This is a genomic window from Salinibacillus aidingensis (assembly GCF_055393355.1).
In genome coordinates this window covers 1,642,286-1,667,263 of sequence record NZ_AP043759.1, presented here as the reverse complement: position 1 = coordinate 1,667,263, position 24,978 = coordinate 1,642,286, and the positions used below count along the sequence as shown (strand labels likewise).

General features: G+C 39.5%; 26 protein-coding genes, 1 tRNA gene and 1 pseudogene. 7 read left to right on the top strand and 21 right to left on the bottom strand.

Going from position 1 to position 24,978, the window contains the following annotated elements:
* Positions 1 to 64 precede the first annotated feature (64 nt).
* The 7 genes from ACZ5OK_RS09020 to ACZ5OK_RS08990 form a co-directional block, all read right to left on the bottom strand.
* Positions 65 to 277, bottom strand: a complete 213-nt coding sequence (locus tag ACZ5OK_RS09020; protein ID WP_343841416.1) for an acetyl-CoA carboxylase biotin carboxyl carrier protein subunit — start codon at positions 275 to 277, stop codon at positions 65 to 67.
* Between the two features lie 28 nt (positions 278 to 305).
* Entirely contained in the window at positions 306 to 1,451 is a 1,146-nt protein-coding gene (locus ACZ5OK_RS09015) for an acyl-CoA dehydrogenase family protein (RefSeq protein WP_343841414.1), read from the bottom strand.
* A gap of 90 nt (positions 1,452 to 1,541) precedes the next feature.
* Complete coding sequence (locus ACZ5OK_RS09010) at positions 1,542 to 2,153, bottom strand: TetR/AcrR family transcriptional regulator (protein ID WP_343841411.1); 612 nt, start codon at positions 2,151 to 2,153, stop codon at positions 1,542 to 1,544.
* A gap of 143 nt (positions 2,154 to 2,296) precedes the next feature.
* Positions 2,297 to 3,070: an enoyl-ACP reductase FabI gene (fabI, locus tag ACZ5OK_RS09005; RefSeq protein ID WP_343841408.1), complete on the bottom strand. Its 774-nt coding sequence runs from the start codon at positions 3,068 to 3,070 to the stop codon at positions 2,297 to 2,299.
* A 183-nt stretch (positions 3,071 to 3,253) separates the two neighbouring features.
* A complete protein-coding gene (gene parC, locus ACZ5OK_RS09000) occupies positions 3,254 to 5,707 on the bottom strand; it encodes a DNA topoisomerase IV subunit A (protein WP_343841406.1) in 2,454 nt (817 codons plus the stop codon).
* A gap of 26 nt (positions 5,708 to 5,733) precedes the next feature.
* Complete coding sequence (gene parE / locus ACZ5OK_RS08995) at positions 5,734 to 7,683, bottom strand: DNA topoisomerase IV subunit B (protein ID WP_343841403.1); 1,950 nt, start codon at positions 7,681 to 7,683, stop codon at positions 5,734 to 5,736.
* A gap of 220 nt (positions 7,684 to 7,903) precedes the next feature.
* Entirely contained in the window at positions 7,904 to 8,317 is a 414-nt protein-coding gene (locus ACZ5OK_RS08990) for a CoA-binding protein (RefSeq protein WP_343841524.1), read from the bottom strand.
* A gap of 247 nt (positions 8,318 to 8,564) precedes the next feature.
* On the opposite strand from ACZ5OK_RS08990, the gene plsY reads away from it, so the two are divergent.
* The 4 genes from plsY (at position 8,565) to yidD (ending at position 11,813) form a co-directional block, all read left to right on the top strand.
* Positions 8,565 to 9,146, top strand: coding sequence for a glycerol-3-phosphate 1-O-acyltransferase PlsY (plsY, locus tag ACZ5OK_RS08985; RefSeq protein WP_343841520.1), 582 nt, complete (start codon positions 8,565 to 8,567; stop codon positions 9,144 to 9,146).
* 154 nt (positions 9,147 to 9,300) lie between these two features.
* Complete coding sequence (locus tag ACZ5OK_RS08980; protein ID WP_343841401.1) at positions 9,301 to 10,476, top strand: CapA family protein; 1,176 nt, start codon at positions 9,301 to 9,303, stop codon at positions 10,474 to 10,476.
* Between the two features lie 147 nt (positions 10,477 to 10,623).
* Entirely contained in the window at positions 10,624 to 11,553 is a 930-nt protein-coding gene (folE2, locus tag ACZ5OK_RS08975; RefSeq protein ID WP_343841399.1) for a GTP cyclohydrolase FolE2, read from the top strand.
* Between the two features lie 11 nt (positions 11,554 to 11,564).
* Entirely contained in the window at positions 11,565 to 11,813 is a 249-nt protein-coding gene (gene yidD, locus ACZ5OK_RS08970; RefSeq protein WP_343841397.1) for a membrane protein insertion efficiency factor YidD, read from the top strand.
* Between the two features lie 50 nt (positions 11,814 to 11,863).
* On the opposite strand, the gene ACZ5OK_RS08965 is transcribed toward yidD, so the two are convergent.
* The 7 genes from ACZ5OK_RS08965 to acnA form a co-directional block, all read right to left on the bottom strand.
* Entirely contained in the window at positions 11,864 to 12,163 is a 300-nt protein-coding gene (locus ACZ5OK_RS08965) for a hypothetical protein (RefSeq protein WP_343841395.1), read from the bottom strand.
* Positions 12,164 to 12,169: 6 nt separating this feature from the next.
* Positions 12,170 to 12,589 (bottom strand): acyl-CoA thioesterase, encoded by a 420-nt coding sequence (locus tag ACZ5OK_RS08960; protein WP_343841393.1) that lies wholly within the window; start codon positions 12,587 to 12,589, stop codon positions 12,170 to 12,172.
* Between the two features lie 118 nt (positions 12,590 to 12,707).
* Positions 12,708 to 12,938 carry a small acid-soluble spore protein Tlp gene (gene tlp / locus ACZ5OK_RS08955; protein ID WP_343841392.1) on the bottom strand — a complete coding sequence of 77 codons (231 nt, stop codon included), beginning with the start codon at positions 12,936 to 12,938 and terminating at the stop codon, positions 12,708 to 12,710.
* Between the two features lie 18 nt (positions 12,939 to 12,956).
* Positions 12,957 to 13,097, bottom strand: coding sequence for a small acid-soluble spore protein N (gene sspN, locus ACZ5OK_RS08950; protein ID WP_162038796.1), 141 nt, complete (start codon positions 13,095 to 13,097; stop codon positions 12,957 to 12,959).
* Positions 13,098 to 13,277: 180 nt separating this feature from the next.
* Positions 13,278 to 13,424 carry an FbpB family small basic protein gene (locus tag ACZ5OK_RS08945; protein ID WP_343841388.1) on the bottom strand — a complete coding sequence of 49 codons (147 nt, stop codon included), beginning with the start codon at positions 13,422 to 13,424 and terminating at the stop codon, positions 13,278 to 13,280.
* Positions 13,425 to 13,480: 56 nt separating this feature from the next.
* Positions 13,481 to 14,080 carry a redoxin domain-containing protein gene (locus tag ACZ5OK_RS08940; protein ID WP_343841385.1) on the bottom strand — a complete coding sequence of 200 codons (600 nt, stop codon included), beginning with the start codon at positions 14,078 to 14,080 and terminating at the stop codon, positions 13,481 to 13,483.
* Between the two features lie 121 nt (positions 14,081 to 14,201).
* Entirely contained in the window at positions 14,202 to 16,904 is a 2,703-nt protein-coding gene (acnA, locus tag ACZ5OK_RS08935; RefSeq protein ID WP_343841383.1) for an aconitate hydratase AcnA, read from the bottom strand.
* A 251-nt stretch (positions 16,905 to 17,155) separates the two neighbouring features.
* On the opposite strand from acnA, the gene ACZ5OK_RS08930 reads away from it, so the two are divergent.
* Positions 17,156 to 17,287 carry a small acid-soluble spore protein P gene (locus ACZ5OK_RS08930; protein ID WP_343841381.1) on the top strand — a complete coding sequence of 44 codons (132 nt, stop codon included), beginning with the start codon at positions 17,156 to 17,158 and terminating at the stop codon, positions 17,285 to 17,287.
* Here the strand turns inward: ACZ5OK_RS08930 and selA are convergent.
* From selA to ACZ5OK_RS08910, 4 genes and pseudogenes are all read right to left on the bottom strand, one after another.
* Positions 17,273 to 18,688 (bottom strand): L-seryl-tRNA(Sec) selenium transferase, encoded by a 1,416-nt coding sequence (gene selA / locus ACZ5OK_RS08925; protein ID WP_343841379.1) that lies wholly within the window; start codon positions 18,686 to 18,688, stop codon positions 17,273 to 17,275. The two genes, ACZ5OK_RS08930 and selA, sit on opposite strands and share 15 nt — an antisense overlap.
* 77 nt (positions 18,689 to 18,765) lie before the next feature.
* Positions 18,766 to 18,960 (bottom strand): annotated as a pseudogene (locus tag ACZ5OK_RS08920) (Rdx family protein); the annotation flags it as partial.
* Positions 18,961 to 19,167: 207 nt separating this feature from the next.
* Complete coding sequence (gene selB, locus ACZ5OK_RS08915) at positions 19,168 to 21,072, bottom strand: selenocysteine-specific translation elongation factor (protein WP_343841376.1); 1,905 nt, start codon at positions 21,070 to 21,072, stop codon at positions 19,168 to 19,170.
* 21 nt (positions 21,073 to 21,093) lie between these two features.
* Positions 21,094 to 22,224: an ATP-binding protein gene (locus tag ACZ5OK_RS08910; protein ID WP_343841374.1), complete on the bottom strand. Its 1,131-nt coding sequence runs from the start codon at positions 22,222 to 22,224 to the stop codon at positions 21,094 to 21,096.
* 395 nt (positions 22,225 to 22,619) lie between these two features.
* Here ACZ5OK_RS08910 and ACZ5OK_RS08905 point away from each other — a divergent pair.
* Positions 22,620 to 22,716 (top strand) — tRNA-Sec (locus ACZ5OK_RS08905).
* Positions 22,717 to 22,900: 184 nt separating this feature from the next.
* Here the strand turns inward: ACZ5OK_RS08905 and ACZ5OK_RS08900 are convergent.
* Positions 22,901 to 23,377, bottom strand: a complete 477-nt coding sequence (locus ACZ5OK_RS08900) for a hypothetical protein (RefSeq protein WP_343841372.1) — start codon at positions 23,375 to 23,377, stop codon at positions 22,901 to 22,903.
* Between the two features lie 199 nt (positions 23,378 to 23,576).
* On the opposite strand from ACZ5OK_RS08900, the gene ACZ5OK_RS08895 reads away from it, so the two are divergent.
* The gene (locus ACZ5OK_RS08895) at positions 23,577 to 24,020 is read left to right on the top strand and encodes a DUF2621 family protein (RefSeq protein WP_343841370.1); all 444 of its coding nucleotides are present in this window, start codon (positions 23,577 to 23,579) and stop codon (positions 24,018 to 24,020) included.
* A 41-nt stretch (positions 24,021 to 24,061) separates the two neighbouring features.
* Here ACZ5OK_RS08895 and ACZ5OK_RS08890 read toward each other — a convergent pair whose 3' ends face one another.
* On the bottom strand, positions 24,062 to 24,544 hold the full coding sequence (locus ACZ5OK_RS08890) for a CcdC family protein (RefSeq protein ID WP_343841368.1): 483 nt from the start codon (positions 24,542 to 24,544) through the stop codon (positions 24,062 to 24,064).
* A gap of 41 nt (positions 24,545 to 24,585) precedes the next feature.
* Entirely contained in the window at positions 24,586 to 24,948 is a 363-nt protein-coding gene (locus ACZ5OK_RS08885; RefSeq protein WP_343841366.1) for a response regulator, read from the bottom strand.
* Positions 24,949 to 24,978 lie beyond the last annotated feature (30 nt).

Genomic DNA, 24,978 nt, shown 5'->3' with positions numbered 1-24,978 from the left:
GATTTTTTTTTACCGGATTTTCCGTTTGGACTCCCCCGTGTGTAAAAAATAAGTGCTATTGCAGTTACTCCAAAATAACCAGGCGGTCTCCTTCATTCACGAAGTCACCCTCCTTTACTTTTACTTCCTTTACAACACCATCTGATTCTGCTGAGACGGGGATTTCCATTTTCATAGATTCCAGAATGACAACATCCTCCCCATTTGTTATTTCCTGTCCTGCTTCGACCACGATTTTCCACACGTTACCTGCCATTGTAGATTTTACTTCCTTCATTATGATTCCTCCTTATTATTATTTAGATTCAGCATCCTATTTGTCTTGCAATGACTAATCTCTGAATCTCTGATGTCCCTTCACCGATTTCAAGCAGCTTCGCATCACGTAGATATCGCTCAACTTCATATTCACGCATATATCCATAACCCCCATGAATTTGAATCGCCTGATTTGCTGCTCTGAAAGCTGCTTCGGTTGCGTAAAGCTTTGCGTAGGCAGCTTCTTTCGTGAAAGGTTTGTTCTGATCTTTCAACCAGGCTGCCTTATGAACCATATTTCTTGCTAATTCTATCTCCATCGCCATATCAGCTAATTTAAACTGAATTGCCTGAAATCTGGATATGGATTTTCCGAACTGCTTTCGTTCCTTTGCATACGCTAAGGCCTTTTCATAAGCAGCCTGAGCAATTCCTACACCGAGAGCACCGATGGATATTCGTCCGCCATCCAACGTATATAAAAATTGCTTAAATCCTTTTGTCGGATCTCCCAGTAAGTTTTCCCTGGGCACTCGAACGTCTTCAATCACAATCTCTGCGGTATCTGATCCCCGGACCCCCATTTTTTCATAGGGATTTCTGATGGTTAGCCCATCAGCATCAGTTGGTACAATCAGTGCGGATACTTTTTTATCCTCAGACTGATCGTTCTCGTTTGTTACAGCGGTTACGATTAGTGTTTTAGCGAAACTCGCATTCGTTATGAAGCATTTTTCCCCATTGATAATGTATTCATCGCCGGATATGCTTGCTGACGTTTGTGTTCCACCTGCATCGGAACCTGCGTTAGGCTCTGTTAGGCCAAATGAACCCAGAGCCTTTCCTGTAGCCAGGGGAATAAGATATTTTTCCTTCTGCTCCTCTGTTCCAAAATAATAAATCGGTGAAGCACCCAAAGAAACAGCTGCAGCATAACTTAAGCCTGTGCTTCCGCATACACGACCAATTTCCTCCACTGCGAGGGCATACATCACGGTATCCCCGCCAGTACCCCCATATTTCTCAGGAAAGGGAATCCCTAATAATCCTAATTCACCCATATCCCTAAAAATGTCACGAGGAAATTCCGCTTTCCTGTCTATATCAATGGTTCTTGGCCGTATAACATCTTCAGCGAAATTCCTCACCATTCTTTTGGTCATTTCCTGTTCCTTTGTCAATTCAAAGTTCATCAAACTCCCCCTTAAAAACTTATCGTTTAAGACCGACCAGTTGGTCTGTAAATACCACAAATGTAAGCGCTTTTATTTTTGCCCATAATTTTAAAGTAATAAGGGTTTAAGTTGCGGATTTTCTTTTGCAGATGGTGTTAAAATGCCCTGTAAAATAATATCCGAAAATGTATGGGCAATTTCTTCAATCGTTTTCTCTCCATCTTTCTGATACCATTTATACGTCCAGTTTACCATTCCCAGAATCGACATTCCGGTTATTTCGGCAGGAAGAGATGCACGAAATTCCCCTGAGCTTTGTCCCTGTTGGATAACCTGGAAGATCATTTGTTTAAATTGATCCCGTTTTCTCTTGATAAGCTGATCAAAGTGAGGTTTAAGATAATTGCTTTCCTGGTAGAAGACTGAAATGTGGGGTTTATATAAATCAAAGACTTTTACAAATGACTGGATGATTGCATGAAGCTGCAGAGCAGGTTTTTCATAAGTAGAAATAGCTTCGTCTGCTTTTGCTAAAACGTATGTGATAAATGTATCATGAATCATAAATAAGAGCTCATCTTTAGATTGAAAATGGTGGTAAAACCCTCCTTTTGACGTCCTAGAATGCTGGACAATATCATTGACCGTAACACCATGAAACCCATACTGTTCAAATAAGTATAAAGAAGATTCAACGATACGCTCCTTTAATTCAGCCATACATCAACTCCCATCCTTTCATATAAAGTGATTATATCACAATATTCAGAAACCTTTCAACAAAAAGAAAAAGGGAAGCACTCGAAAGTCACCTCCGCTTTTCTATGTCCTGCTACGGGCTCCCGAATCGCCTTCGCTTTTCTTTAAAGAATGTTATATCCGGAGTCAACGTAAATAATTTCTCCGGTTACACCACGGGATAAGTGACTTAGCATAACCAATGCCATATCCCCTACTTCTTCCTTAGTCACGTTCTTTCGTAATGGTGCTCTTTCTTCAACTTCACTAAGAATTTCATTGAAGGAGGAAATTCCTTTTGCGGCCAGGGTACGAACAGGTCCAGCCGACAGGGCATTTACACGAATTTGATCTTCCCCTAAATCCTCTGCCAAATACTTCACAGAAGATTCCAATGCTGATTTTGCAATACCCATAACCTTATATTCAGGAATCACTCTTTGTGCTCCCAGGAAGGTCATTCCAATGATTGAGCCTCCTTCAGTCATATAAGGTTTTGCCTCTCTGGCAACAGCAATAATGGAATATGCACTGGTATCATGTGCATAGGCAAATCCATCACGGGAGGTTTCAACAAAATCTCCCTTTAAATCCTCTCCATGAGCAAATGCAATCGAATGAACAATTCCATGTATTGTTCCAACCTTATCGCCTATTTCTTTGAACGTTCCTTTAATACTTTCATCATCATTCACATCACACTGTACAACAAGCTCAGCATCGTATTCATGCTTCTCCAATAGTTTCTCCAATTTCTTTTTGGAGCGCTCCTGTCGATATGTAAAAATTACGTTTGCACCTGCCCCATAAAGGGATTGAGCCACACCCCAAGCCAGACTTCTCTCATTCGCAACACCCATTACAACGATGTTTTTATCCTTTAATTTTAATAAATCCACTTCAAAATCCTCCTAAGATACGTTGTTATCTATTATTAATACCTGGTTCTAATATACATGATTTGAACCAGGTATTCAATAAATGAGTTAAAGTGAACCCTATTCCGGGAAGGATATTTTGACGTACTAGTTCGAAAAAAATAGGATCTGCTTATATAAACAGACCCTATTTTAATCTTAGATTTATTCTTCTTTTAATTCTTCAAATGGTTTTATATAAGAAGGTTTTTTCCAAGTACTTATGACATTCCCTGTTAAGTCAGTATCAACAACAAATGAACCATTACTGTACCGGTCGTGTTTCTTCAATTCCAAGGGATACAACTCATGAATTTGGTCATCTTCAGTTTGAAATATAACAAACTCTTCTTCCTGGATTAAATGTAACCCAACAGCACGGTGCGGCTTAGATTTCAGCTCTTTAAGCATAACCAGTCCTCTTTTAGCCCGTGAGGATTGTTCGAAGTCAGACAGGGCCATACGTTTACATGCTCCCCTTTGTGTTATCAGTACGATAGAAGGAGCTGTTAATTCATCAAAGACTTCACCACTGATAACAAATTCATCCTTTTTCAACTGAATGGCCTTCACACCAGCAGCACGCTGACCCACGGGTTTCACTTCTGATTCATGGTACCATAAGCCGAAGCCTTTATTGGATGTAATAAATAAATCCTGATTGCCATCTGTCTGATGAACACTGACGACTTCATCATCGTTTTTTAGATTTATAGCTACCAATGGTTTCGAGCGTCTCTGCGCATCATACTGTTTTAGCTCCGTCTTTTTCACCATTCCGTTTCGCGTAAAGAACAGCAGGTATTGATCATCTGAAAACTCTCTGACAGGAAGAACGTTAATGATTTTTTCATCCGGTTCTATAGTAACTAAGTTAGCCACATGCTGACCTAAATCCTTCCACCTGATATCCGGAAGCTCGTGGACATGAATGTATAAGTAATTCCCTTTGTTTGTAAATAGAAGAATTTTATCCGTTGTATTTAACTCCTGTAAGGTTAAGAGATGGTCTCCTTCTTTTACCGGTAAATCACTTTCATTCGATGCAGAATAGGATCTGAGACTGGTCCGCTTCACGTAACCATCCTTCGTAACGGATACAAGTACATCCTCACTTGCTACCATAACTTCCAGATTAATCTTTAATTCTTCTACCTGCTCTTCAATTTTCGTTAAACGATCGGTTTTATACTGCTTTTGAAGCTGTTTTAGATCGTTTTTAATTTCTTTCAGCAATTTAGTTTCACTATTAAGAATAGATTCTAATTCTTCAATTTGCTTCTTCAGTTCCTCCGCCTCTTCCTGCAACGCTGTCACATCTGTATTGGTTAATCGATAAAGCTGTAATGTGACAATCGCTTCTGACTGCTTCTCAGTAAAATCAAAAAGTTCTATCAGACGATTTTTGGCATCCTGTTTATCCTTCGAAGCGCGAATGGCTGCAATCACATCATCTAAAATGGAAATAGCTTTAATCAAGCCTTCCACAATATGGGCACGATCCTTTGCCTTCCTTAAATCAAAACGGGATTGACGAATCATGACATCCCGCTGGTGCTGAATGTAGGAATCTAATATCGCTGACAGGCTCATTAATTGTGGAGTCTTATTATGGATGGCTACCATATTAAAGTTATATGTAATTTGTAAATCGGTATTTTTATAAAAATAATTTAAAATACCTTCACTATCCGCATCTTTTTTTAATTCAATCACAATTTGCAGTCCGGTCCGATCCGTTTCATCACGGACCTCTGCTATTCCCTCCACTTTCCGGTCAAGCCGGAATTCATCAAACTTCTTAACCAGATTAGCTTTGTTAACCTCATAAGGAAGCTCATTAATGACGATTTGCTCCCGGCCGCTGCGGAGCTCTTCGATTTCTGCTTTACCCCGAACAACCACTTTTCCTTTTCCGGTTTTATAGGCTTTTTTAATTCCTTCAATTCCCTGAATAATACCTCCTGTAGGGAAGTCCGGTCCTTTTAAAACCTTCATTAGTTGCTCAACATCAGCATCTGGCTTATCAATCCTCATGATAACAGCATCAATGACCTCTTTCAGGTTATGAGGAGGAATATCTGTAGCATAGCCTGCCGAAATCCCTGTTGAACCATTGACTAATAAGTTAGGAAATTTCGCTGGTAAAACAACCGGTTCATAGTCGGTATCATCAAAATTAGGGATAAAATCAACCGTTTCCTTTTCAATATCACGTAACAATTGTGAAGTGATACTGGCTAAACGCGCCTCCGTATAACGCATGGCTGCTGGTGGGTCTCCATCGATACTCCCGTTGTTTCCATGCATCTCAACTAAAACATTTCGCACCTTCCACGTCTGACTCATACGTACCAGTGCTTCATATACAGATGAATCTCCATGTGGATGGTAGTTTCCGATTACCGTTCCCACGGTTTTAGCGGACTTTCGGAATGGCTTGTCATGGGTATTTTTCTCCTGATGCATAGCGTATAAAATACGACGCTGTACGGGCTTTAATCCGTCCCTGGCATCTGGCAAGGCCCGTTCCTGAATAATATATTTACTGTATCGTCCAAACCTGTCCCCAATGACTTCTTCAAAGGGGAGGTCTAAAAATTGTGCTTGATCAGCCAATGACTTGTCCTCCTTTTCCTATTTTATTACGTATGAAGTTTATCGTTTTCCAGAATGTTTTCATCATCATCAAGACTGAAGGCTACATTCGATTCAATCCAGTTTCTCCGGGGTTCTACTTTATCGCCCATCAATGTGGTAATTCTCCGTTCCGCCCGCGCTAAGTCCTCAATAGTAACACGAATGAGGGTACGTGTGTCCGGATTCATCGTTGTTTCCCAGAGCTGGTCTGCGTTCATCTCACCTAAACCTTTATAGCGTTGAATCGTGTACCCATTCTTAAATTTACTCAGGATATCCTTTAGAGCATCTTCTTCCCAAGCGTACTCGGTTTTCTCCTTTTTCCCTTTTCCTTTTGAAACCTTATACAGAGGAGGCAATGCAATATAAACTTTTCCAGCTTCAATTAAAGGTCTCATATAGCGATAGAAAAAGGTTAGCAGGAGTACCTGAATATGCGCTCCATCTGTATCCGCATCCGTCATAATAATAATCTTATCATATTGAATATCCTCAATATTAAAATCTGCGCCCACATCCGCACCTATCGTATGAATAATGGTGGAGATTTCTTCGTTTTTGAAGATATCGGATATTTTCGCTTTCTCCGTGTTAATAACCTTACCCCTAAGAGGAAGAACGGCCTGAAAGCGTCTGTCCCTGCCTTGTTTGGCTGATCCTCCGGCAGAGTCCCCCTCTACTAAATATAATTCATTTTTTTTAGCATTTTTCGATTGAGCAGGGGTAAGCTTTCCACTTAGTAGTGCATCCCGTTTTTTGCGTTTTTTCCCAGTGCGGGCATCCTCTCTGGCCTTCCTGGCTGCTTCCCGGGCCTCTCTTGCCTTTATTGCCTTTTTAATCAGCTGTGTAGCTGTTTCGGGATTCTCTTCAAGGAAGTAAGAAAGCTTTTCCGATATCACATTATCAACAGCAGAACGAGCCTCTGAAGTCCCGAGTTTACTCTTGGTCTGACCTTCAAATTGCAGTATCTCCTCGGGAATACGTACAGATATAATCGCCGTAAATCCTTCCCGAATGTCACTTCCATCTAAATTTTTATCCTTCTCTTTTAGCAAGCCATTCTTTCGCGCATGATCATTGATACTCCGGGTTAAGGCTGAACGGGTTCCTGATTCGTGTGTACCTCCATCCTGTGTGCGGACATTATTGACAAATGACAGCATACTTTCCGCATAACCGTCATTAAATTGAAATGCAAAATCAACCTCAATTCCATGGCTTTCACCTTCGAAAGCAACAACAGGATGTAATGTATCCTTCTCTTCATTTAAATAATCAACAAAGGATTTTAACCCTTCCGGATATTGATAAGTTTCAGATAATTCCTGAATTTCATCTGTTAATTCGATTTTCAGACCCTTTAATAAAAAGGCTGCTTCTCTTAGCCTTTCCGCCAATATTTCAAATTGAAATGCGGTAGTGGAGAAAATATTCGAATCTGGTTTAAAGCGAATTTCCGTTCCTGTTTTTCTGGTTCCGCCATGCTGCTCCAGACCGGTAACCGGCTTTCCGCCATCTTCAAACCTTTGCTTATATACCATTTTGTCGCGGTAGATCGTGACTTCTAGCCATTCGGACAGGGCATTTACTACAGATGCGCCTACACCATGCAAACCTCCGCTCGTCTTATAACCACCTTGTCCAAACTTACCGCCGGCATGCAATACCGTTAATATAACTTCAGGAGTAGGCTTTCCCATCTTATGCATACCTGTGGGCATCCCACGTCCATGATCCCGGACGGAAATGCTTCCATCTTTATGTATTTTAACATTAATTTCATTACCGAATCCTGATAATGCTTCATCTACCGCATTATCCACAATTTCAAAAACAAGGTGATGCAATCCACGATGATCGGTACTTCCAATGTACATTCCAGGTCGTTTTCGTACAGCTTCTAAGCCTTCCAACACCTGAATAGAGTCATCATTATACGAATTTTGACTACTCAATTGCCTGTTCCCCTTTCAATCCCAAACAAATTCGATTCTATTTGGATGCATTTTAAACTTCATCATATTACTATTATAGAACGAATGTTCCAAACATCAACATAATGTGACATGTATTCTTTATTTTAAGCTTTTTTTCAGGTTTCGCAAATAACCTTTTTCAACAAAAAAGAAAAAATCCCTGCTATAACAGGGACTTTTTCCTTAAGCAAACGTTTGTTTATTTACCAATTGTAACAGCATGGGCTACTTTGATACAAGTATCCATAATGACCGTAAAATCATGTTGCTTTAAGTATTGATAGGCTTCTTCATTCTCAACACCCTGCTGAGCCCAGAAAATACTGGCGTCTGTCTGGACGGCTTCTTCCGCAATCTCAGGTAAAAATTCAGATCGCCGGAATACATTGATAATATCAAAAGGAATATCAATATCTTTTAAAGCAGGGTATGCTTTCTCGCCGAGTACTTCGTTCACCTTTGGGTTTACCGGGATAATCCGATATCCATTTTCCTGCATAATTTTTGAAATTTGATAGCTTGTACGTTCAGGGTTATCGGACAACCCCACAACAGCGATGGTTTTCGCCTCTTCCAGAATTTCCTTGATTTTATCCTGTTCAGGATTTTGTATCGTCATAAATCCTTACCCCCTTTCCTTTTATCTTAAAGGAAAATTTTATATAATGAAAGTGGTTTCAATATCAAAAGCTATCGCTTAAGGATCTGTGCTTTTCTGGAAAGAATAGAATTTCAAAAAAATATTCGGATTTGGTTGTTTTCATGGTAGAATGGTGATTGATAGTAGTATCAGGTAAGAAAGCGATTACGCTTTATATCACAATGATGCACTTATTCCATGAAAAGGGAGTAAATGAATGATGATATATGTTATTTTTGCGATCACAGCTTATATGCTGGGCTCCATTCCTTCTGCATTGTTAGTAGGAAAAGTAGGTTATAACCTGGATATAAGAGAATATGGAAGTGGTAATTTAGGAGCAACAAACACCTTTAGAATCCTCGGGATAAAAGCCGGGTTAATTGTCACAGTGGCAGATATATTGAAAGGTACTCTGGCAGCAGCGCTTCCTGTATTATTCGGGACAACAGCTGACCCATTAATTATTGGTCTATTTGCTGTTTTAGGTCATACATATCCGCTGTTTGCAAAATTTAAAGGGGGAAAGGCAGTAGCCACATCAGGTGGAGTAATACTCGCCGTAAGTCCTTTACTCTTTGCCATTATGGTGCTTTCATTTTTACTTATTCTAAAAATCACGAAGTACGTTTCCTTATCCTCTATGGTAACAGGTATTGTCGCCGTAATCAGCTCAGCTATTCTCCAGCATGTCGGATTAATTATCATTACTTCGGTTCTTACACTGTTTGTAATTTATCGGCACCGTACAAATATTAAACGGATTCTCAACAAAACGGAACCAAAAATAACCTGGATGTAGATTTATACAACACCTGTTCCGCAAGGTGTTGTATTTTCTTTTGTCCCAGGGAATGATAAATAAACGATTTATAGTTAGGAAATCAGGAGAGACCACGTCCGGCTTCAATCTCCTGTAAACTAAGTACAGAAAGAAATGAAAGGGTGTGGACAGCATGAATAAGTGGTCATGGATGCTTACCTGTTTTTTTGGTGTAATTATTCTAATCCTAATGGTCTTTTTACTAACAACTGAAGAAAACAACCATGCAGAAAACGAGTATACGTTCCAGCAGCATGATAAGGTTCGGCAGCAAAAGATGGATCATAGAGAGTATCAGACAGAGATTACGCTTGGGGCGGTAGGTGATATTCTCGTTCATAATACAGTCTATCAGGATGCCCGTACCCCAAATGGATTTGACTTCAGGCCTATGTTTGAATTAGTCAGAAATTCAATGCAGACGCCTGAAATAACGTTTGCTAACCAGGAAACCATCATTGGTGGCAAGGAGCTAGGATTATCCTCTTATCCTCAGTTCAATTCTCCTTATGCAGTAGGGGATGCTCTGAAAGACTCAGGTGTGGATGTCGTATCTATGGCCAATAACCATACTCTTGATGTGGGTGAAGAAGGGATAATGAATGCGACAAATCATTTTAATCAATTAAATATCTCCTATGTTGGAGCAAACCGCAGTCTTGAAGATCAAAAACGCGACCGAATTCTAAAAGCTAATGGAATTTCCATCGGTTTTCTGGCTTATACTTATGGAACCAATGGACTTCAGAGGCCTTCAGACAAGCCTTATCTTGTTCAATATATAGATGATAATACTCTCATCAAGGATATAAAGAAATTAAAACAAAAAGCTGATTTCGTCGTTGTCAGTTTACATTTTGGTCAGCAGTATGTACGGCTGGCTAATGAAGCACAAAAATTACTCGTAAAAGAGGCAAGTCAGGCTGGTGCAGATATTATACTTGGACACCATCCACATGTACTTCAGCCTGTTGACTGGATTAAGAAAGAAAATGGAGAGAGATCGTTTGTCATTTACTCTTTGGGAAATTTTCTATCCGGACAGTCTGAGCTTTATCAAAGAATTGGTGGGGTCTTACACATCGATTTAGAGAAATCCATCGATCAAAATAATGATACACAATACAGTCTATCAAATGCCAGGATCATGCCAACTTACATGTATCGGCCAAATTACAAAAACTATAAAATTGTACCTCTTCATCAAGCAGATCAGTATGGTCTGAAACAGGCAAAGGAATTATATCAGGAGATACAGGGACATATGAAAACTTATACCGATAAAATAAAAGTTGTTCCGGAACTTTAGAGCCTAAAAATTGAACAAAACAAGATTTATAATGTATACTTTTTTTAAGTGATTCTAATCTAATAAGTTTTCAAATTTTCACTTCAAAGTTATCAATACACAACCTTATTATGGATATACTATCAGAGGCTGAAAGGAGTCATAGATATGTCTAAAGTACAAAAACAGAAAAAGAAATTACCTTCCAAAGAAGAACGTCATGAGTTATTCGGATCGGTCCCTCCAGGTCCAAAAACAAAACCTACAGAAAAGGATCAGATGCCTGACCTTCAAAATACAAGCAGAGATTTTCTATTTGAACTGGATGCAGTTGGTATTCAGAATGTGAAGCATCCCATTGTGATTCACAGTAAAATGAAGCCATTTAATCAGACGACCATTGGTACATTTTCTTTTTCATCTAGTATACGGCAGGAAAGTAAAGGAACAAATATGAGTCGTTTTACTGAGCAGTTGAATCGCTATTACGAAAATGGGTTTACGCTTGATATTGAGATGATGAAGGAATTCACGAAAGAACTTGCCCAGCGTCTCAAACAACAGGATGCAACGATGGAGGTTACTTTCCCATGGTTTTTTGAGCGTAAAGGACCTGATTCTGAACTTGCAGGCATGAATCATGCCACCGCTTCTATACGTGTGGAATATCATGCTCAAACCAATTTTGATGTAAACGTATCATTGGAAGGAACCATTACCACTCTCTGCCCTTGTTCAAAAGAAATCAGTGAATACAGCGCTCATAACCAGAGGGGGAAGGTCACCATGGCTGCGACTTTATCCGATGACTTTAACGAACAGGAAATAGATTGGAAACTGGCTCTATTGGAAGCTGCGGAATCCAATGCAAGTGCTCGTATCCATCCTGTATTAAAGCGTCCGGATGAGAAAATGGTAACAGAGACCGCTTATGAGAATCCACGGTTTGTCGAGGATATTGTGCGATTGGTTGCTGCTGATTTATATGAAATGCCCTTTGTAAAAGTCTTCGATGTAAAATGTGTAAATGAAGAGTCCATACACCTTCATGATGCAGTGGCAAGTATTCATTATGATAAAACCAAGGAAATCGATTAGAAGGGTTCTTAATGAAGTATTTTTTTATCTCTATTCTTAATTTGTATCGCAAATATATTTCACCACTAAAACCGCCTTCCTGCCGTTTTCAGCCTACTTGTTCTGAATACGGATTGGAAGCCTATAAAAGGTTTGGGGCTATAAAAGGGACTTATTTAACGGTAAAACGAATTTTAAAATGCCATCCCTTTCATCCCGGAGGATTTGATCCTGTACCGGAAAAGCAGCGTCAGAATAACAAAAATAGCTCAGATTTATAAAAAACAAAGGCTATATGTGACAGAAGTTATCCTTGCCACATATAGCCTTTTTATAATTCAAAACGATTGATTTGTTCTAGTTGATTCTCAGCTTTTAAAATATCCTTTTGAAACTTCCCTATCAGATCAAAGTGCGGAAATTCTTCATCCTGGTGAATCCATTCCGGCTTCAATCCATATTTTTTCCCCCATGCCTTTAATTTCTCGAGGTCATTACATCCGGCTTTTGTAACGGTCCGACTGTCAGGAAAACGATCATCAAGCCAATAATGTGTAATAAAGGCTATTTTCCCATCCTTCACATCCTGCTTCCACTTGTTTACTTCAGCTCTTTTTACACCAAAAGCCATATGTTATCAATCACCCTTTGCTTCAAGATAGGCCTCGTGAAGTGCCGGGAATTTTTTCCGGGTCGAAACAGGCCTGAAGCTGTCTTTTTTCACACAGACATGTGAGGTTTTGCCCGTCACAGACACTTCATCATTTCCGTTACGTATTTCATAGGCATAAACCACTTTCAGACCGTCGTAAGAATCAATCCATGTTTTCACACGTGCTTGCTCTCCATATCGAACCGGGGTTTTAAATTGTACATCGGCATCCAGTACCGGAGAAACAATATCTTCTTTTTCCATCTCATGATATTGGAAGCCCAATTCCTCCAGAAAACGGGTCCGTCCTATCTCAAACCATACTAAGTAATTAGCATGGTATACGACTCCCATTTGATCGGTTTCCTGGTATCTTACCTGTATGTCTGTTTCTACTACTTTCACGTATCTTTCCCCCTAATTATGAACTCAACTAAAAATTATTTTAACATAATCAATTACTTTTAGCAGAGCTCACACATGAAAAACCTGCCTGTTAAAAGGCAGGTTTTCCTCATTCGGCTTAATGGTTCTGATCGCGGGCTTCATCTTTAATTTCATTTCGCATAGCTTCAATGGATTCTCTTCTACGTTCATTTTTTGCTTCGATATCGGCACGGTCATTTCCGGATGCATACTGTGCTGTTTCCTCGGCTTCTTCCATATTTTCAATTGTGTTTTGTACCATTTCCTGAAGTTTTTCAACGTTATCTGAACGATCATCTGGTTTAGGCTGATTGTGTCGATGATTCATGGCCATACTCCTCCCATATTAATTTCCTTTAGGCTGAATCCACTGTGCTTCTTTTCCTTTGGTCTGATATTTCCGGCCTTTGTTTCCATCAAAACTTTTACTGATATGCCCATGCTTATTCGGTTTATATTGTTCAGAGTTTTTTCTTGGATTTCCCATTCGTTTAACCCCTTTTTTGAAGAAGTCGTTCATGCTTATGTTTTGTTATAGCGGTTGAAGTATGTAAGTGAAAATGATGGAAAAATAAAATCGTTGGGTGCTGAAGCCAGTCTTGCACCCTCCTGATTCCTTATCGAAAATAGGCTATTTATTTCATATACCAAAAAAAGACAGCTAAGATTACTCTTCAGCTGTCTCCATAGTACCTGAGGCAAGTCTATCCTCAAGCTTTTGTTCAATTTTATCCATGAGTTCCGGATTTTGTCTGATTTGTTCACGTTCCAGTTCTAACATTTCAGTAAAACTTAGCTTTCGTCTTTTATTCATTGGAATATCTCTCCTTTATAAACAATATTTCCAATGAATAAAAGGATTATACGGAATTACTGTAAATTTGACATCTTTTCTTTTAGGACTTCAAAGGTAATGGAACCGGAATACTTTTCAATAACCTTCCCCTCTGTATTAATAAAGTAACTGGAGGGAAGATTAAATACCTGGTATTGATCCATCGTTACGGTTAGTTCCTGATCTAAAGGTACAGGAAAGGTCAGATGATATTTGTTTACGAAGTCCTGGACATTGTTTTCTGAAGTCTCATATCCTGTTGCATTTACCGCAATAATGTTCATTTTATCTCCGTATTTTTCATGAAATTTCTGCATTTCCGGCATTTCTTTTCTGCACGGCTTACACCATGTTGCCCAAAAGTTAAGCATAACTTTCTCACCATTAAGTTCGGATAATTTCACCTGCTCCCCCTCAAGGGTATGTAAGGTGAAGTCAGGGGCAGTTTCCCCTATTTCGACGGAAGTTTGATTCTCTGATTCGTATTCATCTGGAACAGCTACGGCAACCCCGTCAAATTCTTCCTCTTTATTTGCACGGCTATCATTTACCTGTTCCTGGGCAAAATTAAAAACCACAATGGTAAACATGGTTAAAATGATCGCTGGTCCAATCAAACGTTTGATGAGTTTCATATTTCTCCTTCTCCACTTATAGGTTAGAATTTATGTTCTAAATCATATTTTATCATGCTGGCCCGCTTTAACAAAGAAAAGCACCCCCGAAGAGGTGCTTTCATCACAACCAAAACATATTTTATTTGAGCTTGTTGCGCAGTACCATTTGAAGAATTCCGCCGTGACGGTAATAATCTACTTCCACATCACTATCAAAACGGGCAACAACTTCAAACTCTTTCTTATTGCCTTCTTCGTCTGTTGCTGTAACCTTAACCAGACCATGTGGCTTAACGCTTTCGTCAACTTCAACGTTGTAGGTTTCCTTACCGGTTAAACCAAGGGATTCAATGCTTTCTCCTTCTTTAAACTGGAGAGGCAGCACACCCATCATAACAAGGTTGGAGCGGTGGATACGCTCAAAGCTTTCAGCAATAACGGTTTTAATACCTAAAAGATTTGTACCTTTTGCAGCCCAGTCACGGGAACTTCCCATACCATAATCCTTACCGGCAATAACCATTAATCCTGTATTGTCCTCCTGGTATTTCATGGCAGCATCATAAATTGGCATAACTTCTTCTGTTGGCCAATAAGTCGTATATCCGCCTTCTGTCCCAGGGGCAATCTCATTTCGAATTCGGATGTTACCAAACGTTCCGCGCATCATCACTTCATGGTTTCCGCGACGGGAACCATAGGAGTTGAAGTTACGTGGAGAAACGCCTTTTTCAATTAAGTACTTACCAGCAGGCATATCTCTTGGAATAGCACCAGCCGGGGAAATATGGTCTGTAGTGACAGAATCTCCAAATTTACCCACTACACGTAAATCCTTCAAAGGTTTTACGGTTTCAGGATCTTTCGCCAGCCCTTCAAAGAATGGAGGGTTCTGGATATAAGTAGAGTTTTCATCCCACTCGTAAAGTGGCTCATCCGTAGTATCAATCTGGTTCCATTTTTCATTGGAATTGAACACTTCCTCATATTCTTTACGGAAGATGTCCGGTGTAACAACCTTTGATATTTCCTCTTTTACTGCTTCACTTGATGGCCAGATGTCTTTAAAGTAAACATCATTTCCATCCTTATCTTTGCCAAGTGGTTCGTTTTTCAGATCAATGTCCACAGTACCAGCAAGTGCATAAGCAACAACCAATGGTGGTGAAGCAAGGTAGTTTGCTTTTACTAGTGGATGAATACGACCCTCAAAGTTCCGGTTACCGGAAAGGACGGATGAAGCTGTTAAATCACTCTCTGCAATAGCTTCTTCAATTTCAGGAAGAAGTGGTCCGGAGTTACCGATACATGTTGTACAACCGTAACCAACCAGGTTAAAACCAAGTTTATCCAGGTATTCCATAAGACCTGCATCTTCTAAGTAACGCGTAACAACCTTAGAACCTGGTGCCAGTGATGTTTTTACATATGAAGGTACCTCAAGTCCTTTTTCAACGGCATTTTTAGCAAGTAAGCCTGCTCCTAACATGACATGCGGGTTTGATGTATTTGTACAGGACGTAATAGCTGCAATAGCAAGAGCTCCTGTTTTCATAACCGTTTCTTCGCCATTGGAGAACTTAACTACAGCCTCTTTATCCTTCTCATTTTCATCTAAACCAAAACCATGGTTGCCGGCTGGATCTGTTAACGCCTTATTGAAAGATTCCTTCATTTGGGACAGTGGAATACGATCCTGCGGGCGTTTTGGACCGGACAGGTTTGGTTCAAGCTCATAAAGATCAATCTCAACAAGATCAGTAAATTCAGGATCTTCCTGGTCCGGTGTATAAAATAGCTCATTTTGTTTACAATAAGTTTCAACAAGTTTAATTTGCTCTTCACTGCGTCCAGTCAGACGAAGATACTCAAGAGATTCGTTGTCGACCGGGAAGAAACCACAAGTTGCACCATATTCAGGCGCCATATTAGAAATGGTAGCCCTATCGGCAAGTGGCATTTCGCTTAAACCTGGGCCAAAGAATTCAACAAATTTTCCAACGACATTTTTCTCACGAAGAGCCTGTGTTACTTTTAAGGCCAAGTCGGTTGCTGTTGTCCCTTCAGGAAATTTACCGGTAAGCTTAACACCGATTACCTCAGGTGCTGGAACATAGGAAGGCTGACCAAGCATACCTGCTTCAGCTTCGATTCCACCAACACCCCAGCCCAGAATACCCAGACCGTTAATCATCGTGGTATGAGAGTCTGTACCAACTAGGGTATCAGGGAAAGCTTCCACTTCACCATCTTCGGTTTCAGCTGAATGAACAACGTTAGCAAGGTATTCCAGGTTTACCTGGTGAACAATACCCGTTGCAGGTGGAACAGCGCGGTAGTTATCAAATGCTTTCTGAGCCCAGTGAAGGAACTCATAGCGCTCTTTATTACGGTCAAATTCAAGCTCCATATTTAAATTTAATGCGTCAGGAGACCCGTATTTATCAACCTGTACAGAGTGGTCAATAACCAGGTCAACAGGGACCTCAGGATTAATAGAATCCGGACTTCCTCCCATATCAACCATGGCTTTACGTAAGGAGGCCAGATCAACTACAGCTGGTACACCTGTGAAGTCCTGTAAAATAACACGGGATGGTTTAAATGGTACATCAACATTTCCATCTTTTGTTCCCCATTTAGCCAGTTTTTCCACGTGCTCATCTTTGATAACGGTACCATCATGCTGTCTTAAAATCGATTCCAGTAAAACACGAACAGAAAAAGGCAAACGAGATATTTTTCCAATTCCTGCATTTTCTAGCGCTTTCAAATCATAGTAATGATAAGTTTTGCCATTAACTTCAAAATTCTTTCTCGCGTTAAAGGCGTTGTCTGCCATATCTTTTACCCCCTCTAATAGATTATGTACAGAAACCATGTGGCTTCATTTCCTATTAAACTTTCATCTACTTTCATCCCTATAGGCAGTTTGCACTCTCATTTTAAATCAAAATGTTCAATAAGTAAAATCTTTTAGAAAAATTTCTAAAAACAATTATTCATATCCATTCTTTCTCTTGAACTTTCGATGCGCGGCGGATAGAAACCCCTGATTTTTCACAACATACTTTTTGAAAGGAGGAGATTGATTTGGCTGAACAAAAAAATTCCAAATTAAATCGCCAGGCCAAGCAACCGTATGGCGTCCCCATGAAAGGTTCAAAAAAAGTAAAAAACCGTAACCATACCAGACAGAAAAAGGGCGCATCACATGACCTCTAAATCCTGATTAATACTGGCGAGTATTCTGTGCAACTGATCAATATCATTATGGTCCAATGTTCTGAAATCCAGAAACAGCTGTTCATCTAAGAACCGCCCAATAACGGGAGTGTCCTGATTTCGCAAACGGATTTCAAGCTGTTCAGGAGATATAACACTGGATTGAACAAGAACACCATAGCTTTGAACTTGCTCATCCGGCATGGTCCCCCCACCAATCGTTGCATAGCTATCACGGATGTCAAAAGTCAGCATGGTGTTTGCAGTTGCCTTCTCCAAAAATGCCTGAACATTTTCCTTGATTTCTGAGGCGGGTCTTAAAATATCTCTTATAGCTGGTATACTCATTAGTGAAGAGTGTGTCCCTTTGGCGTACATTCTTAACGTGGTTTCCAGAGCGGCCAATGTCATTTTGTCCACTCGCAGAACTCTTGCCAGTTGATGGCGTTTTAACACGTCAATTAGATCTTTTCTGCCCGCAACTATACCTGCCTGCGGTCCCCCTAATAGCTTGTCACCACTAAAAGAAACTAAATGTGCTCCCGCTTCTAATATATCTCTTACAACGGGTTCATCGCCAATTCCATAGTCCTCCAAATTGATGAGAGCCCCGCTTCCCAAATCTTCGTAATAAATCAAACCATTCTTATTTGCGATAGTAGCAAGATCCTCTGTGTTTACTTGGTCAGTAAAACCAGTTATTTTAAAGTTACTCGTATGTACTTTCAGGATCATCACAGTTTGTTCATTTATAGCGTCCAGATAATCAAAATCATGGGTTTTATTCGTCGTTCCTACTTCAACTAATTGTGCATCGCTTTCCGACATAATAGAGGAAACTCGAAAGCTCCCGCCGATTTCAACAAGCTCTCCCCGTGAGACAATGACTTCCTGATTTTTAGCCAGGGCTCGTAAGGTTAAATAAACAGCTGCCGCATTGTTATTCACAACAAGTGCAGCCTCAGCCCCTGTCACTTCTTTAATAAGCTCTTCAACAATGCTGTGTCTGGAGCCCCGTTCCCCCTTCTTTGTGCTATACTCCAAGTTTGAATAATGCTTAGCCACATTCGCCACATGTTCAAGGGCCTCGTCCGATAATCTTGCCCGGCCTAAATTTGTATGTAAGATGGTTCCGGTGGCATTTATGACCCTTGTGAGATTGTCCTTCTCCCAATTCATACTCTTCTGCTTTACCTGATAAATAATATATTCTTCAATTTCTTCTTTATGTTGAAATTCCCGTTTGTTTGTCATCATCAATTGACGGACATGTTCGATTTCCGTTTGTATCCAATGCTTTAGCTTCTCTCTCGTAATATTCAAACGCTCCTGAATGTCCTTAATTTCTGGCTTCCTTTGAATTTCATGAACAGGTGGGATTCTTCTAAGCAATTCTTTCACGATTATTACCTCCACGCCATATGAAACAAAGCTCCAATAATATCGTAAAACCATGTCCTGCTATGTGTGAACATGCTTTATGTCTGTTTCAGATCTTCTACTATTTCGATGATCTGATTAGGGTCAGGGAAAATTCCTGTTTCCTTTTTTGAGTAAATCGTTTCTTCGTTTACCGAAATTTCAAAGACTCCTCCTGAACCAGGGATAAGCTTCATTTCTTTAATATCATGCCGAAAATGACTGAATAACTGTTCTGCGAAACTCGCAGCCTTTGGTGCATAGTTTCACATCATGCAGAATTCAACCGAAATACGTAATTCCATAAAATTTCCTCCTTATCAACCTTATCTCCTTATCACCCACATTTTAATAAATAAGGCCGAGGAATACAAATTCTCGACCCGCCATTTCCCTTGTTACCTTTAAATTGCATAAAAATAAGGGGCCAGACTTAGCCCCCTTGTTATTCTCATTTCAGATTAATTTGGCCGGCAAATCCACCTGCGATCACCATCCACTCTTTCCGTAAAATGCAATGCGTCCATTAGCTCCAGTAATGGAATCAAATATTTTCTTGATATATCCCATGCTTCCTTCGCTTCTTTAAGCGTAAAATACTCATCCGTGTTCTCACTTAGCCTCCTCGCTTGAACGTCCAGCGTACGGCTGTGAATCAGATGCTTATCCGTTAATGGATAAGCCATTTTATGACTGATTAAAAAATTCCTGAAATCCTCATGCAGCTCTTTCGGTATCCCTTCTTTTTCCAGATAGGTTATCCATTCTTTCACCTGAATTTGATCCTCAAAGATATGATGAATGACATTCTCCATTCGTTTTTGCCATTCTGGTGGCATAGCTGGAGAAAATGAGTATAACGAAATATATTGCTGATACTGCTTCAACTCTTTTTCTGAGATCCATTGATTAATCAGCTTTTCAAGGACGTTATCCGGTGTATCATCTGATTGCAGAAGTTCAGGTTTATTCACACCTTCCTTTAATGGATAATCTTCATGAAAGGCAGATAATTTTGAAAACAGATGGGCCTTTACTTCCTTTATAATGTCAGAAGTGGAATAATAACCTTCTATTTGCACCGCTTGCCCCTTTTCAATCTGTTCATGAAGGATATGGTCAAGCGCCGTTTGAGAAAGGGATAACCTGCGCATAAGGTCAGCATGTTCGACCCATTTTTCTTCCTGCAGTAGCTGCAGTACAAGAGATTCAGGCGTACCTTCCTTTAGCTGCTGCAGCTTTTGTATCGTCTCGTTTCCGAATCTGTACTTTTCTCCATCAGGATTGATTACCCACCCGCCTCCAAGAGTTTCAACTGGTGTGGCACGCCGTAGGATAAATCGATCTCCCCGATTTATGACAATAGGTTCCTGCAGTCGAACCTGACAAAGAATTTCCTCCTTAGCCTGCTGGACTTCATTCCGGTCAAAAAATACGATTTTACCATAAACTTCATTTGCTCCACTATGAAACTTAATAGGTGCACGCTGCTTCACAGGGTATTTAATATCCTCTAATAGTTGCAGAGACAGGTCAATCGTATCAGATTCCTCAAAATACATCGGATTTTTTACTAATACATCTCCTCGATCCAGGTCTTCCCTGGAGACACCAGAAATATTAATCGCTGTACGCTGTCCCGCAAAAGCCTCTTCTACCTCCTGATTATGTACCTGAATTTGACGGGCTTTTGCTTCCTTCGCTTGCCCGGGTAATACGAAAAAGCGTTCTCCCTTCCTAATGGTCCCTTCATAAATGGTTCCTCGTACAACAGAACCTATCCCTTTCATGGTAAATACCTGGTCTATGGGCATTCGAAAAGGACTATGTGATTTCCTTGAAGGAGTATTCTTCAGTTGTACTTCAATACGTTCCTTCAACTCCGAAATTCCCTTACCTGAAAGACTGTCAACTAATATAACTGGGGACTGGCTAAAATAAGACCCTTGGAAAAACTGCTGAACATCATCTTTAACGAGTTCCAAAAGCTCATGGTCAACTTTATCAATCTTCGTGATGACAATCATGGCCTGTTTTATATCAAGAAGGGATAGAATATCAATGTGCTCTTTAGTCTGCGGCATAATGCCTTCATCGGCTGCAACAGTTATGATGACTAAATCAATACCGGCCACTCCGGCAATCATTTGACGTATAAATCTTTCATGGCCAGGTACATCAACAATCGATACATGGGTATCAGTATCCTTTAACTTTAACGGTGCAAAGCCCAATTCAATCGAAATTTTCCGTTCTTTTTCTTCCTTCAGCCTGTCTGTATCTGTTTTTGTTAAAGCTTTGGTAAGGGCGGTTTTCCCGTGGTCTATATGTCCCGCCATTCCTATGGTGAAATTTCTTTTTTTCATGACTAAATCACATACTTCCTTTTATCCTGAATGATTAGGTAATGTTACACGTATGATTGTACCCTTTACTGGTGCGTCCTTAATGGTTAAATGACCATAATGTTCTTTAATAATCTGATCTGTTATCATAAGGCCTAAACCTGTTCCGTTCTCTTTTGTGGTAAAAAAAGGCTCATGAATTTTCTCCTTAATTTTTTCGGGAATGCCAGGCCCTTCATCTTGGACTTCCACTATTGTCTCAGTTTCTGTCTGCTGGAGCTGAACCTGAACAACTCCTCCATCTTCCATTTCCTCAATAGCATTCTTAATTAAATTTATAAATACCTGCTTCATTTGAGAAGGAGCACATTCAATATCACTAGGGTCTGTATCAGTTGTAAGACGAATATCAATTTCATGCATATTGGCCTGGGAACGCATCAATGTACATACATCGGCTAATAATTCTGCAAGTGAGACAGTTTTTCGATGGTGAGGTTGAGGTTTAGAGATGTATAAGAGTTCTGAAGTGATGGTTTCCATCTTTTCAATTTCTTCTTTCATTATCTTAAAATATTGTCCATCCACGTCCACACCAGCTTCCATTAGCTGTAAAAAGCCTTTAAGTGAAGTCAAAGGATTCCGTATTTCATGAGCAATACCTGCAGCCAACTGACCGGCGACATTCATTTTTTCAGATTGAGCGAGGTGTTTCGTTGTTTCCTTCATCCTGGAGATGTCAATAGAATAGGCAACAAAATATTCGCGGTGTTTATACCTGATGCGACTAATCACTGACTCAATCCATTTGTAGTGTCCATCCTTACTCTTCATGCGATAAGTTAAATGAACATGATGTTGTGTTTCTTTAGGCAGCTTTGAACGGAGATAGTGATAATCATCCGGATGTACCCAGGACAGAACATTTGTCCTTGTAACATCTTCCTTGTTATGTCCGAGTATTTGCTGAACATTGTTTGAAATGTAACGAAAATCACCGTTGATGGAATTCACTGTGAAGATGTGATTGCTCTCTTTGTCAATCCATTCCAGAAAAGGCAAAGGAAGTGCACTTAAGTGCTGAAAATCCTCATCTTTAATGAGTGTGTCCTGACAATTATTTTGCTGAGCTCCTGTTAAATCCCCATTGACTAATTGATTACTTTTTTTCATCCTTCTCCCTCCACTCTTTTCATTGTGATAAATGAAAAGAAATATTTGCTTATGTATTTTCAAGATGGATGAATGTTTGAAAGAGGGCAGACTATTTTCCATATTTTATATCTATATATATCCAATTTTATTATCCCTCTACTATTTAAAAAAATCAACTGTTCCACAACAGATTAGGCCTTCATACATGATACATTCTATCATTTTATAAAATCCTCCTGTTTCAGACAGGAGGATCAATGTTGGATTCCAATGATTTGATATATACTTCATCTAATTTATTTTATCATTCATCAATTAAATAATACAAAACAGAAGATCCGTCTTAATTGCATTTGTCAGCCCAGTGGTTTGCATATTTTATATTGACAGGGTATAATTGTTTTCTGTCAGCTGGGGTTGGTTACGGTGCTGGTGCCCGTCGCAGTCTTCAAAACTGTCCGGGAGGCGCGTGCCGTCTCCGGTGGGTTCGATTCCCACACAATCCCGCCAATTAAGCATATTTTATAACGATTTATATCAAAGCTCAAAATCAAACAAACAGAAATGATAAAAGCTACCCAATTTGGCCTTCTACTGGAAATTTGGGAAGCTTTTTTAATTCTCCTAATTTCATTCACAACTCCATACCGAACAAATGTATGTACCACAAATTACAGTTTATTAAGTTAATTACTCAGCCATGCTGATTTTTCAAGATGACATCGCCGTTTACAAACCTTACTTTTTCCCGTTCTTGAGATAATAAGTATTTAATTAATTCAACAAGGGATAGCGACACCATTAACACAATAGAAATGGTAAATAAGTCATAATTCCCCAAAGTAATATAATAGGTGAATTTCATTATAACCACTCCTGGAAAACTTAAGCAGAACAAGGTGAAAAGCAGCAAGGACAAACTAATGTTACGAGGACTTAAGGATCGGCTTCTCATTATCTGCCTGGTCATTTGCAGCGCATTCCATTGAAGCAATATCGTGGCCGTAATATAAGTGATAAACAAATAAATATAGTTCATCATCATCATTCGTAAATCCCAGGAGAATGGAAAGAATTCCTGCCCCTGCAATTGTACAGAACAATATAATTCGCCAGTCCCAAAACAAGTCAGTCCTAATAAATACCCGGCAATACTAATTTTGACATTCACAGCATACCCCTCTTTTAAAATCTGTTTATACTCTTACCTAAAAACATCTATTCATTTAAAGTGGTTTTTATAACATAAATTTACATCGAGTTTACATAATGTTATTATAGTAGTTTCGGGATAGCATGATAGAATTTAGCCAGGAAATATGCTATATTTTAATGAGAATACATACATCGATTAAATAGTAGGTGGAAATATGTCAGATCTATTTATTACAATCATCATTATCTGGACATTTATATTGCTTGGTTTCATGGGGATTGGCGGTTTTTTTATGTTTCGGAAATTTTTGAAGCGTATGCCAAAAGAGGATGGAAAGTCCACGCTTGACTGGGAGGAATATTATGTAGAACAAACGGCTCATCTCTGGAAAGAAGACGAAAAGGAACTCCTTAACGAACTTGTATCCCCGGTACCGCAGCTATTCCGGGATGTTGCCAAGCAGAAAATAGCCGGCAGGATTGGCCAATTAGCGCTAGAAAGGAATAGTAAGGAGATTACAAGAGATATACTTATTGAAGGTTACATATTAGCTACACCAAAACGTGATCATAAATTTTTAATCAAAAAGCTCGATGAAAAGAACATCGACTATACCCCTTACCTCTCTATATTAGAGCCAAATTATAAAAGTCAATAAAAAAACCGTTACCACAATATGGTGACGGTTTTTTTATTGACTTAAGCCATGAGTGTTTTGCTTTCTAGCGATTTTTTTAATTTTAAATATTTGATGAGCATCGCTATTCTCCAAGTTAAAATCATACCGAATGCTAATAAAAAGAACATTCCGCTCGTTTCTCCAAAGGATATCGTCTGTCCGATAAGTGTCTTTAGAACTAATCGTAAAATTAATAGCCCAAATAAAATAAATATAAAAGCTTTTGAAGGTATAAGATAAATGTCATGATCTTTCACTTCAAAATTTGAGGTGATAATTAAGAACACTGAAAAAACAACGCCCACCAGCAGTGCCTCCATAACCTGCAGCCAGCTGATATGAAATACAGGAAAAACAAACATAAAAGCTCCTGTACTCATAAAGAGAGGAGGAAGTATAATCTTTTTGATGGATGCCGGTTTTTTGGCTGCTTTCATTCGTACAAAAATCATAGTCGTTGCCATAACAAACGCTACAGCTGTACTTGTAATAATCCAGAACATGGTTTTCACTCTTTCGGTACGTTCTCGAATCCAAAGCTCATCTAATTATGTAATACACGGTTTATTGTATCTAATACCCTCGACTCATCAAAGGGTTTCACAATAAAATCTTTGGCTCCCAGCTGAATGGCCTGTACCACTACTTTCTGCTGTCCAACAGCTGAGCACATAATAATCCTTGCATCAGGATCATTTTCTATGATTGCTTCAGCCGCATCCATGCCATCCAGATTGGGCATCGTAATATCCATCGTAACGAGTTCCGGCTGTAATTGTTTATACAGATCAATCGCTTCCTGGCCGTCTGAAGCTTCCCCAACCACTTCATGGCCACCTTTTGTCAGAATATTTGATAACGTTAATCTCATAAACTGTGCATCATCTACTACAAGGACTTTCCCCATTCCGATCTCTCCCCAATTTATAATGAACTT